This window comes from Xanthomonas sp. SHU 166 (assembly GCF_000364685.1).
Taxonomy (GTDB): domain Bacteria; phylum Pseudomonadota; class Gammaproteobacteria; order Xanthomonadales; family Xanthomonadaceae; genus Xanthomonas_A; species Xanthomonas_A sontii.
In genome coordinates this window covers 1-10,896 of sequence record NZ_AQOJ01000683.1, presented here as the reverse complement: position 1 = coordinate 10,896, position 10,896 = coordinate 1, and the positions used below count along the sequence as shown (strand labels likewise).

Sequence of the window (10,896 nt, the reverse complement as noted above, 5' to 3'; positions counted from 1 at the left end):
GAAAAGCCGCTGTCGGCCGGCGCCTGCCAGGCGCTGCAGCGCCACGCCTGGCCCGGCAACGTGCGCGAACTGCGCAACGTGGTGCAGCGCGCCGAACTGCTGGCCGGCGGCGCGCAGATCGAGGCCGCCGACCTCAACCTGCCCAAGCCCGCCGCGCCGCGCACGGCCGCCGCTGCCGAACCCGACCGCGAGCGCATCGTGGCCGAGCTGAGCCGTGCGCACGGCGTCATCGCCCAGGCCGCCGCCGAACTGGGCATGAGCCGGCAGGCGCTGTACCGGCGCATGGACCGCTACGGCATCCCGCGCGAATGAAACTGCGCCGCTCCTTCACCGTCATGCTGTTCCTGCGCCTGCTGCCGGTGCTGGCGCTGGCCGCCGCCCTGCCGTGGCTGCTGGCCTACTGGATGGACCGCGGCTGGGAAGTGGTCACGGCCTCGGCGCTGACCCTGCTGCTGTTGATGTGGTGGACGCTGCGCCGCGCCACCGCGCCGATGCGCTCGCTGTTCCGCGCCCTGGCCGGCACCGTCAGCAGCTACCGCGACGGCGAATACAACTTCGGCGTGCACTGGCGCGGCGACGACGAACTGGGCGAGATGGTCGCCGCGCACGCGCAACTGGGCGAGATCCTGCGCGAACAGCGCCAGGGCCTGGCGCAGCGCGAGCTGATGCTCGACACCATGGTGCAGAACACCCCGGTGGCGATGCTGCTCACCTCCAAGGGCGGCGACGGCCTGCGCCGCGTGGTGTTCTCCAACCTGGCTGCGCGCAAGCTGCTGCACAGCGGCTGGAAGCTGGAAGGACAGCGCCTGGACGACCTGCTGCTGGGTGTGCCAGCGCCGCTGCGCGAGGCGATCTCGCGCGGTGGCGACAGCCTGTTCGCCATCGAAGGCAGCGACGAGGATCCGGAGGAGGAGCAGATCTACCACCTGTCGCAGCGCCGCTTCCATCTCAACGGCCGCCCGCACGAACTGCTGTTGATCCGCCTGCTCACCGCCGAACTGCGCCGCCAGGAAGTGCACACCTGGAAGAAGGTGATCCGGGTGATCAGCCACGAGCTCAACAACTCGCTGGCGCCGATCGCCTCGCTGGCGCACTCCGGCGCCGAGCTGGTGCGGCGGCAGAAGGTGGAGCGGCTGGAAGAGGTGTTCGGCACCATCGAGGAACGCGCGCGGCACCTGGAAGGCTTCATCCGCGGCTACGCGCGCTTCGCCAAGCTGCCGCAGCCGCAACTGCAGACGGTGCACTGGGCGCAGTTCCTGGCCGGGCTGCAGCAGCAGATTCCGTTCGCGCTGGACCTGGAATCGCCGGACCTGCACAGCCGGGTCGATCCGGCGCAACTGCAGCAGGCCCTGCTCAACCTGGTCAAGAACGCCCACGAATCCCTGCCCGAGGGGCAGACGCCGGCCGATGGCGTGCGCGTGCGCGTGTCCACCCGCCCGGACTGGCTGCGCCTGGAAGTGCTGGACCGCGGCAGCGGCATGAACGAGGCGGTGCTGCACAACGCGTTGATGCCGTTCTACTCGACCAAGCGCAACGGCACCGGCCTGGGCCTGGCCCTGACCCGCGAGATCGTCGAAGCCCACGGCGGCCGCCTGTCGCTGCACAACCGCGACGAAGGCGGGCTGTGCGTGACGGTGCAGTTGCCGCAGGGGGAGCGGGGCTGATTTTTTTCGGGATTGGGGATTGGGGATTGAGCGCCGGGACCCGGGACCCGAAGAGCATGAGCGCACCTAGCCAAGCCGTGACCGTCGCGCTACGTTCCGCTCAAGCAAAAGCGCTGCGGTTCAGCGGCGCGCACCCAGGACACGTCGGGCGCAGTGGCTCAGTAGATCGCCATGTGGTCGATCACGGCACGATCGACGTCGGCGCAGCCCTTGACCACGATCTCGACATTGGCCTTGCTGGTGAACGCAGCCAGGGCGAGCGAATACAGTTCCTTGAAGTGGGGCGTCGCTTCGTCGCGGTAGACCTCATAGAACACACCGCCGCATTGCTGCGGAATGTCGCTATCGGCGACGACGAGGGTGAATCGATTGGATTCCGAATATAACTTGCTGACCTTTGCATGCACGCGCTCAAACGCCGGCGCCTGAAAACTCAGCAGCGTCAGCACTGACGCCACGACAAGTCGCTTCATGATCTCCCCTGGATTGGACCGTCGCGGCATCATTGCCGCGCTTCCATCTGTATACAGTATCAGCGCTACCCCGGCAGCATCGACGACCCGGCCGCGAGGCTCAGCGCGACGGCAGCGGACAACGCATCGCCACCCGCAGGTGCATCGGGAAACCGAGTGCGGCTTCCTGTCGCCAGGTCGCGCGCAACTGTGGTCCCCACTGCGCAGGCGGCAGCGCGACGAAGCCCTCGCTGGCGTAGAACGGGGCATTCCACGGCACGTCGCGCAAGGTGGTCAGCAGCATGCATTGGAAACCAGCAACTGCCGCGGCGGCGCGCGCATGCCGCAGCAGGGCACGGCCGTGGCCGCGGCGCCCGGCATCGGGATCCACGTCCATCTGCTGCACGTGGAAGCCGCCGTCCAGGCACCCGCCGAGCAGATAGCCGACGCAACGTTCGTCCTCGTCCAGCGTCACCCATAACTGCTCGCGCGCCAATCCGGCACGTAGGGCGTGCGTCTCCAACGCGTGCGCCGCGAACACGGCCTGCGCCGGATGCCCTTGCAGCAGGGCACCGGCGCGCCGCTCGATCTCCGGCAACCGCGCCAACTCCTGCGCGCGCGCCAGACGAATGCGCCCGGCCATGCCTCAGTCGCGCTTGCCCGGGCGTTTCCAGCCTTCGACGGTTTCCTGGCGCACCCGCGCCACGCTCAGCTTGCCGGCCGGCGCGCTGCGGGTGATCACCGAGCCGGCACCGATGGTGGCGCCGTCGCCGATCTCCAGCGGCGCCACCAGCGCGCTGTTGGAGCCGACGAACACGCCATCGCCGATCACCGTCTGCGACTTGTTGACGCCGTCGTAGTTGCAGGTGATCACCCCGGCACCGACGTTGACGCCGCTGCCGATGGTCGCGTCGCCGAGGTAGGTCAGGTGATTGGCTTTGCTGCCGACGCCGAGCACCGCCTTCTTGGTCTCGACGAAGTTGCCGATGTGCACGCCATCGGCCAGCACCGTGCCCGGGCGCAGCCGCGCGAACGGGCCGATCTGCACCGCGCCCTCGGCGACCACGCCTTCCAGGTCGCAATGCGCACGCACCTCGGTACCCGGCCCCAGCACCACGTCCTTCAAGCGCACGAACGGGCCGATGCTGACGCCGTCGCCCAGTTCCACCTCGCCTTCCAGGATCACGTTGGCGTCGATGCGCACGTCGTGGCCGGCGCGCACGCGGCCGCGCTGGTCCAGGCGGTTCGGGTCGATCAGTTGCACGCCCTGCTCGCACAGCGCACGCGCCGCGCGCAGTTGCCAGGCACGTTCCAGTTGCGCCAGCTGCCACGGATCGTTGGCGCCCTCGGCCTCGATCGGGTCGGCCACCAGCACCATCTCGGCCGGGGTGAACTCGGCGGCGGCGGCGGCGAACACGTCGGTCAGGTAGTACTCGCCCTGCGCGTTGTCGTTGCGCAACTGCGCCAGCCAGCGCTTCAGCGCGGTGGACTCGGCGGTGACGATGCCGGTGTTGATGGTGCGGATGCGCCGCTGCTCGTCGTCGGCGTCCTTCTGCTCGACGATCGCCGCGACCTTGCCGGCGGCGTCGCGCACGATGCGGCCGTAGCCGGTGGGATCCTCCGGCTCGGCCACCAGCACCGCGACGCGGCCGGGCGCATGCAGCAGGCGGGTCAGGGTCTCGGCGCGGATCAGCGGCACGTCGCCGTACAGCACCAGCACGGTGGCCGCGTCGGGTACGGCCGCCATCGCCTGCTGCACCGCGTGGCCGGTGCCCAGCTGTTGCGCCTGCTCGGCCCACAGCAGGTCCGGCTGGTCGGCGAACGCCGCCAGCACCGCCTCGCCGCCGTGGCCATGGACGATGTGGATCGCGTCCGGCTGCAGCTGGCGCGCGGTCTCGATCACATGCGCCAGCATCGGCCGGCCGGCGATCGGCTGCAGCACCTTGGGCTTGGCCGACTTCATCCGCTTGCCCGCGCCGGCGGCGAGGATCACGACGTGCAGGGGCAGACTCATGGGGCGGTTCCGTTGCGGGTGGACGACGAATTCTAGAGGCTGCCGGCCACGCCTGCCGTCACGACCGCGCCACACGCGGCGGGCTGCACAGCGGCGCCGCAGGCGCTAGCATGCGCGATCGTCTTCTCCTGCGGATGTTCATGGGTCTCCTGCGCCAGGGCAGCCAGTTCCTGCTGATCGGCCTGCTGCAATTGCTGGTCGACTGGAGCGTGTTCGTCGCCGCCACCGCGGCCGGCATGCCGACGGTCCCAGGCAACGTGCTGGGCCGCGTCTGCGGCGCCCTGCTCGGGTTCTGGCTCAACGGCCGCATCACTTTCGCCAGCGACGACGCCGCACGCCTGGGCTGGCGCCGCTTCGGCCGCTTCATGGCCATGTGGCTGGTGCTCACCGCGCTCAGCACCTGGCTGGTGGCGCTGTGCGCCCATGCCCTGGGCCTGCGCCTGGCCTGGCTGGCCAAGCCGCTGGTCGAAGGCATGCTGGCGGTGGTGTCGTTCTTCCTGGGCCGGCAGTTGGTGTATCGCTAGCGCTGGCGACACGGCAGGCAGGCGGCACCGCTGCGTGCGCTCGGCGCCGGCTGTCGGGGCTGAAGCCCCTCCCACAAAAGACCTAACGTATGCCGGGAGCATCCCTGTGGGAGCGACTTCAGTCGCGACGAGCGAAGCCTAGACGGCCAGCGCGGATCGGGCCTGCAGAGCGCCAAATCGGCTTCAGCGCCCCGTTGGGCGCAGGCAACGCGCCATCGGCCCCGCTACCGACGACTCAGCGGCAGAAATCGCCGAGGCTGCGCACCAGCGCGGTGCGGTGCAGTTGGTCGAGCTGCCAGCGCAGCGCATAGGCCTCGGCCACGCGCGCGGTCGTGGCCGGGCAATCCGGGGCCTGGCGCAGCGTGGCGCTGGCCTGCAACGCGTCCAGCATCTCGCCCTGCAGCTGGTCCAGGCGCGCGCGCAGTGCGGTCAGGTCCGGGCGCGGGCTGTTGGGCGCGCGGCCGCGCAGGTGCCAGCGCGACAGCAGTTCGTACTGCACCAGCTTGTTGGATTCGATCTGCATGCCGAAGAAACGCGCCGCATCGTCCGGATCCACGCCGTGGGCCGGCGCCTGATCGCGCACGCTGGCCAGCACCGCGGCCTCGCGCGTGGCATCCAGCACCGGCTTGCCGCTGTCCCACTTGCTCAGCGCCACCTGGTCGCCGATCGCATTGCGCTCGACGATGCGATCCAGCAGCGGCTCCAGTGGGGTGGCACTGCGTGCGGGCAATGCGCATCCCATCAACAGGGCGCCGGCCAGCACGGCGGTCAGCGCATGCATGCAGGGACGAGGAACGGCAGCGGACAGGCTCATCTCGGTTCTCCGGTAACCGTCTGCGGGTGGGGGATGAACCGCAGATCGGGCGGCCATCTTGCCGCAGTCCACCGACCGCACGATGACCGCACCCGCGTCTTGTCGCATGCCAGCGCGGCCGAGTCAGCGACCAGCAAGCCAGCGCCGTGCGCTGCGTCGCAGTCCAGCTCGATCTCGGGCTGCGCCGCAGGAATGCGATCTTCGCGGCGATCCAATGCGCCTGCGCGTCACAGAGTGCGGCAAGCCGGATCCGCGAGGTGATCCCCCACATGCACGCGGAGGCGGCGTGCGAAGGAGACCCCCATCTCCCAGACACGCCAACGCCGGCAAACGCCGGCGTCGTCGTCGCGCATGCGGCCATCAGGCCGCGGGGCGGTGAACTCAGTGCTTGAGGTTCTTGCGCAGGCGCTCCAGCGCCTGCAACTGCGCGGTGACCTCGGCCAGCTTGGCCTGTGCCTCGGCCACGTCCATGCCTTCGCCGCGGTTGGCGAGCAGGCGCTCGGCTTCTTCCTTGGCCTTGCGCACCGACGCTTCGTCGATGTCCTGCGCGCGGATCGCGGTGTCGGCCAGGATCGTCACCACCTGCGGCTGCACCTCGAGGATGCCTCCGGAGATGGCGAAATCCAGCTGCTCGCCGCTCGCGGTGGTCACCACCACCTTGCCGGGCTTGAGCCGGGTGATCAACGGCGCGTGCTTGGGCGCGATGCCCAGCTCGCCCAGCTCGCCGGTCGCGACCACCAGGGTGGCGTCGCCGTGGTAGATCTCATGCTCGGCGCTGACGATGTCGCAACGGATGGTGCTCATGGTGCCTCACTGGGTGAGGCGGGAATCGGGAATCGGGAATCGGGAATGGGGAGAAGCGGGTGTGCCGTTTCTCGACCATTACGCGATGCATCAGATTCCAGTTGTCCCGCCTTGACGATTCTCGATTCCCGATTCCCCATTCCCGGATGCCGGCCGCCTGCGGCCGGCGTCCAGATCAGGCCTTCTCGGCCATCTTCTTGGCCTTCTCGACCGCTTCCTCGATGCCGCCGACCATGTAGAAGGCCTGCTCCGGCAGGTGGTCGTACTCGCCGTCGACGATGGCCTTGAAGCCGCGGATGGTGTCCTTCAGCGACACGTACTTGCCCGGCGAGCCGGTGAACACTTCGGCCACGTGGAACGGCTGGCTGAAGAAGCGCTCGATCTTGCGCGCGCGCGACACGGCCTGCTTGTCCTCTTCGGACAGTTCGTCCATGCCCAGGATCGCGATGATGTCCTTCAGTTCCTTGTACTTCTGCAAGGTGGACTGCACGCGGCGGGCGGTGTCGTAGTGCTCGTGGCCGATCACGTTCGGGTCCAGCTGGCGGCTGGTCGAATCGAGCGGATCCACCGCCGGGTAGATACCCAGCGAAGCGATGTTACGCGACAGCACGACGGTGGCGTCGAGGTGGGCGAAGGTGGTCGCCGGCGACGGGTCGGTCAGGTCGTCCGCGGGCACGTACACGGCCTGGATCGAGGTGATCGAGCCGGACTTGGTCGAGGTGATGCGCTCCTGCAGCACGCCCATTTCCTCGGCCAGGGTCGGCTGGTAGCCCACCGCCGACGGCATGCGGCCCAGCAGCGCCGACACTTCGGTACCGGCCAGGGTGTAACGGTAGATGTTGTCGACGAACAGCAGCACGTCCTTGCCCTTGCCCGAAGCGTCCTTCTCGTCGCGGAAGTACTCGGCCATGGTCAGGCCGGTCAGCGCGACGCGCAGGCGGTTGCCCGGCGGCTCGTTCATCTGGCCGTACACCATCGCCACCTTGTCCAGGACGTTGGAGTCCTTCATCTCGTGGTAGAAGTCGTTGCCCTCGCGGGTACGCTCGCCCACGCCGGCGAACACGGACAGACCCGAGTGCGCCTTGGCGATGTTGTTGATCAGTTCCATCATGTTGACGGTCTTGCCGACGCCGGCGCCGCCGAACAGGCCGACCTTGCCGCCCTTGGCGAACGGACACATCAGGTCGATGACCTTGATGCCGGTCTCCAGCAGCTCGGTGGCCGAGGACTGGTCTTCGTAGGTCGGCGCCGCGCGGTGAATTTCCCAATGGTCGGTGGCCTGCACGTCGCCGGCCTCGTCGATCGGACGACCCAGCACGTCCATGATGCGGCCCAGCGTGCCGGCGCCGACCGGCACCGAGATCGCACGACCGGTGTTGGTGGCGACCAGGTTGCGCTTGAGGCCGTCGGTGGAGCCGAGGGCGATCGTACGCACGACGCCGTCGCCCAACTGCTGCTGCACTTCCAGCGTGATGGCGGTGCCGTCGACCTTCAGTGCGTCGTACACCTTCGGCACATCGGCACGCGCGAATTCGACGTCGACGACCGCGCCGATGATCTGAACGATCTTGCCCTGACTCATTTGGATAACTCCACTAATGTCTATGCGAATCTGGTGTCGGGAATGGGGAACGGGGAATCGGGAATGGGAAGATCAAGCGCTGCTGCTTCGACCATTCCCGTTTCTCCATTCCCCATTCCCGGCTACACAGCGGCTGCGCCGCCGACGATTTCGGAAATTTCCTGGGTGATCGCAGCCTGACGCGCCTTGTTGTAGACCAACTGCAAGGTGCTGATCAGCTTGCTGGCGTTGTCGCTGGCCGCCTTCATCGCGACCATACGCGCCGCATGCTCGGACGCCACGTTCTCCAGCACCGCCTGATACACCAGCGACTCGATGTAACGCGTCATCACGTGCTCGAGCACGCTCGCGGCATCGGGTTCGTACAGGTAGTCCCAGTCGTGGTGCGCGACCTGGCTCTCGGACGCCGGCAGCGGCAGCAGCTGGTCGAAGCTGGCCTTCTGCGTCATCGTGTTGACGAAGCGGTTGTAGACCAGATACACGCGGTCCAGCTTGCCTTCGGTGAACGCGTCCAGCATCACCTTGATCACGCCGATCAACTGCTCCAGCTGCGGCAGGTCGCCGAGGTGGCTGACGCTGCCGACCATGTCCACCTTGATCCGGCGGAAGAACACCGAGGCCTTCTGGCCGATGGTGACCACGTCCACGCCCGCGCCCTGGTCCTGCCACTGGCGCACTTCGCCCAGCATCTTGCGGAACAGGTTGTTGTTCAGGCCGCCGGCCAGGCCGCGATCGGAGGAGATCACGATGTAGCCGACGCGCTTGACCGACTCGCGCTGCACCAGGAACGGATGCGTGTAATCGGTGCTGGCCTGCGCCAGATGCCCGATCACCTGCTTCATCGCCTGCGCGTACGGACGCGAGGTCTTCATCCGATCCTGCGCCTTGCGGATCTTGGAGGCCGAGACCATCTCGAGCGCGCGCGTCACCTTGCGGGTGTTCTGCACGCTCTTGATCTTGGATTTGATTTCGCGTCCGCCTGCCATGCTCTCGCTCGCTTTGCTCGCTTCGTGGGAATGGGGAATGGAGAATCGGGAATGGGCAAGCCCGGATCCCGCTCCTACGATTCCCTATTCTCTAATCCCGATTCCCGGCAACTGATTTACCAGCTGCCCGTGGTCTTGAACTCGCCGATGCCCTTCTTGAACGCGGCCTCGATGTCGCCGTTCCAGTCGCCGGTGTCGTTGACCTTGGCGATCAGCTCGCCCTGGGTGTTGGCGAAGTGGGCGTGCAGGCCCTCCTCGAACGCCAGCAGCTTGTTGACCGGCACGTCGTCGAGGTAGCCCTCGTTGACCGCGTAGATCGACAGCGCCTGGTTGGCGATGGACATCGGCATGTACTGCTTCTGCTTCATCAGCTCGGTGACGCGCTGGCCGCGCTCGAGCTGCTTGCGGGTGGCTTCGTCCAGGTCCGAGGCGAACTGCGCGAACGCCGCCAGCTCGCGGTACTGCGCCAGCGAGATACGGATGCCGCCGGAGAGCTTCTTGATGATCTTGGTCTGCGCGGCGCCGCCGACGCGCGACACCGAGATACCGGCGTTCACCGCCGGGCGGATGCCGGCGTTGAACAGGTCGGTTTCCAGGAAGATCTGGCCGTCGGTGATCGAGATCACGTTGGTCGGCACGAACGCGGACACGTCGCCGGCCTGGGTCTCGATGATCGGCAGCGCGGTCAGCGAACCGGTCTTGCCCTTGACCTCGCCCTTGGTGAACTGCTCCACGTACTCCTCGGACACGCGCGCGGCGCGCTCCAGCAGGCGGCTGTGCAGGTAGAACACGTCGCCCGGGTAGGCTTCGCGGCCCGGCGGGCGCTTCAGCAGCAGCGAGATCTGGCGGTAGGCCACGGCCTGCTTGGACAGATCGTCGTACACGATCAGCGCGTCTTCGCCGCGGTCCATGAAGTACTCGCCCATGGTGCAGCCGGCGTAGGCGCTGATGTACTGCATCGCCGCCGATTCGGAGGCGGTCGCGGCGACCACGATGGTGTGCGCCAGCGCACCGTTCTCTTCCAGCTTGCGCACGATGTTGGCGACGGTCGAGGCCTTCTGCCCGATCGCCACGTACACGCACTTGATGCCGGTGTTCTTCTGGTTGATCACCGCGTCGATAGCCAGCGCGGTCTTGCCGGTCTGGCGGTCGCCGATGACCAGTTCGCGCTGGCCGCGGCCGATCGGGATCATGGCGTCGACCGACTTATAGCCGGTCTGCACCGGCTGGTCGACCGACTTGCGCCAGATCACGCCCGGCGCCACGCGCTCCACCGGCGCGGTCTGGCTGGTGCCCAGCGGGCCCTTGCCGTCGATCGGCTCGCCCAGCGCGTTGACCACGCGGCCCAGCAGTTCCTTGCCGACCGGCACTTCCAGGATGCGACCGGTGGTCTTGGCCACGTCGCCTTCGCGCAGGTTCTCGTAGTCGCCGAGCACCACGGCGCCGACCGAGTCGCGCTCCAGGTTCAGCGCCAGGGCGTAGGTGTCGTTCGGCAGTTCGATCATTTCGCCCTGCATCACGTCGGCCAGGCCGAAGATGCGCACGATGCCGTCGGACACGCTGGTGACCGTGCCTTCGTTGCGCGACTCCGCGGCCAGCTTGACCTGCTCGATGCGGTTCTTGATCAGTTCGCTGATTTCGGAGGGGTTGAGCGTGGTTGCCATCTTGGTTTCCTTCGGATCGTCCATCGCGCAGCGGCGGATGGCGACGTGTGGTTAGCTTCTTTGAGAATCGGGAATGGGGAATCGGGAATCGCGGGTGGCGTCGCCGCCGGGCCGGGTTCTCTCCTCTCTATTCGCCATTCCCGTTTCTTAGTGGGCCAGTGCGGATTGCAGACGCGACAGCTTGCCTTTCAACGAACCGTCGATGACCACGTCGCCGGCGTCGATCACCGCGCCGCCGATCAGCGAAGCGTCCACCGCCGTGGTGATCTCGACCTCGCGGCCGAAGCGCTGCTTCAGCGCCACCTTCAGCGAGGCCACCTCGGCATCGCTCAGCGCCGTCGCGGAGGTCACGTTGGCCTGCACCACGCGCTCGGCCTCGGCCCGCAGCTGGT

The 10,896-nt window shown here is 67.7% G+C and carries 11 protein-coding genes and 1 pseudogene; 3 read left to right on the top strand and 9 right to left on the bottom strand.

Features of this window, described 5'->3' with window-relative positions:
• Together D180_RS24820 and D180_RS16155 are read left to right on the top strand one after the other, a co-directional pair.
• On the top strand, window positions 1-312 hold a 312-nt coding region (locus tag D180_RS24820), incomplete at its 5' end, for a helix-turn-helix domain-containing protein (RefSeq protein ID WP_043091143.1).
• Window positions 237-1,664, top strand: a pseudogene (locus tag D180_RS16155) (HAMP domain-containing sensor histidine kinase); the annotation flags it as partial. The gene D180_RS24820 and the pseudogene D180_RS16155, both read left to right, overlap by 76 nt.
• 158 nt (window positions 1,665-1,822) lie before the next feature.
• Here the strand turns inward: D180_RS16155 and D180_RS16150 are convergent.
• From D180_RS16150 to glmU, 3 genes are all read right to left on the bottom strand, one after another.
• Window positions 1,823-2,137, bottom strand: coding sequence for a hypothetical protein (locus D180_RS16150; protein WP_153752204.1), 315 nt, complete (start codon window positions 2,135-2,137; stop codon window positions 1,823-1,825).
• Between the two features lie 100 nt (window positions 2,138-2,237).
• The gene (locus D180_RS16145; RefSeq protein WP_017913609.1) at window positions 2,238-2,759 is read right to left on the bottom strand and encodes a GNAT family N-acetyltransferase; all 522 of its coding nucleotides are present in this window, start codon (window positions 2,757-2,759) and stop codon (window positions 2,238-2,240) included.
• 3 nt (window positions 2,760-2,762) lie between these two features.
• On the bottom strand, window positions 2,763-4,130 hold the full coding sequence (gene glmU, locus D180_RS16140) for a bifunctional UDP-N-acetylglucosamine diphosphorylase/glucosamine-1-phosphate N-acetyltransferase GlmU (protein ID WP_017913608.1): 1,368 nt from the start codon (window positions 4,128-4,130) through the stop codon (window positions 2,763-2,765).
• A gap of 140 nt (window positions 4,131-4,270) precedes the next feature.
• Here glmU and D180_RS16135 point away from each other — a divergent pair, with 140 nt between their 5' ends.
• Window positions 4,271-4,654, top strand: coding sequence for a GtrA family protein (locus D180_RS16135; RefSeq protein ID WP_026144629.1), 384 nt, complete (start codon window positions 4,271-4,273; stop codon window positions 4,652-4,654).
• Between the two features lie 235 nt (window positions 4,655-4,889).
• Here the strand turns inward: D180_RS16135 and D180_RS16130 are convergent, their stop codons facing one another.
• The 6 genes from D180_RS16130 to atpH form a co-directional block, all read right to left on the bottom strand.
• A complete protein-coding gene (locus D180_RS16130; RefSeq protein ID WP_017913607.1) occupies window positions 4,890-5,435 on the bottom strand; it encodes a chorismate mutase in 546 nt (181 codons plus the stop codon).
• 414 nt (window positions 5,436-5,849) lie between these two features.
• Window positions 5,850-6,272, bottom strand: coding sequence for a F0F1 ATP synthase subunit epsilon (locus D180_RS16125; RefSeq protein WP_017910296.1), 423 nt, complete (start codon window positions 6,270-6,272; stop codon window positions 5,850-5,852).
• A 175-nt stretch (window positions 6,273-6,447) separates the two neighbouring features.
• The gene (atpD, locus tag D180_RS16120; protein ID WP_017910295.1) at window positions 6,448-7,854 is read right to left on the bottom strand and encodes a F0F1 ATP synthase subunit beta; all 1,407 of its coding nucleotides are present in this window, start codon (window positions 7,852-7,854) and stop codon (window positions 6,448-6,450) included.
• A 122-nt stretch (window positions 7,855-7,976) separates the two neighbouring features.
• Window positions 7,977-8,840 (bottom strand): F0F1 ATP synthase subunit gamma, encoded by an 864-nt coding sequence (atpG, locus tag D180_RS16115; protein WP_017913606.1) that lies wholly within the window; start codon window positions 8,838-8,840, stop codon window positions 7,977-7,979.
• 116 nt (window positions 8,841-8,956) lie between these two features.
• Window positions 8,957-10,504, bottom strand: coding sequence for a F0F1 ATP synthase subunit alpha (gene atpA, locus D180_RS16110; protein ID WP_026143773.1), 1,548 nt, complete (start codon window positions 10,502-10,504; stop codon window positions 8,957-8,959).
• Window positions 10,505-10,651: 147 nt separating this feature from the next.
• Window positions 10,652-10,896: ATP synthase F1 subunit delta (gene atpH / locus D180_RS16105; protein ID WP_017913605.1), on the bottom strand; the 245-nt coding region annotated here is incomplete at its 5' end.

Bases quoted from the DNA above. Each gene is read 5' to 3' on its own strand.
- D180_RS16135 (WP_026144629.1), top strand. From the start codon at position 4,271: ATGGGTCTCCTGCGCCAGGGCAGCCAGTTCCTGCTGATCGGCCTGCTG.
- D180_RS16130 (WP_017913607.1), bottom strand. From the start codon at position 5,435: ATGCATGCGCTGACCGCCGTGCTGGCCGGCGCCCTGTTGATGGGATGC.
- atpD (WP_017910295.1), bottom strand. From the start codon at position 7,854: ATGAGTCAGGGCAAGATCGTTCAGATCATCGGCGCGGTCGTCGACGTC.
- D180_RS16125 (WP_017910296.1), bottom strand. From the start codon at position 6,272: ATGAGCACCATCCGTTGCGACATCGTCAGCGCCGAGCATGAGATCTAC.
- glmU (WP_017913608.1), bottom strand. From the start codon at position 4,130: ATGAGTCTGCCCCTGCACGTCGTGATCCTCGCCGCCGGCGCGGGCAAG.
- atpG (WP_017913606.1), bottom strand. From the start codon at position 8,840: ATGGCAGGCGGACGCGAAATCAAATCCAAGATCAAGAGCGTGCAGAAC.
- D180_RS16145 (WP_017913609.1), bottom strand. From the start codon at position 2,759: ATGGCCGGGCGCATTCGTCTGGCGCGCGCGCAGGAGTTGGCGCGGTTG.
- D180_RS16150 (WP_153752204.1), bottom strand. From the start codon at position 2,137: ATGAAGCGACTTGTCGTGGCGTCAGTGCTGACGCTGCTGAGTTTTCAG.
- atpA (WP_026143773.1), bottom strand. From the start codon at position 10,504: ATGGCAACCACGCTCAACCCCTCCGAAATCAGCGAACTGATCAAGAAC.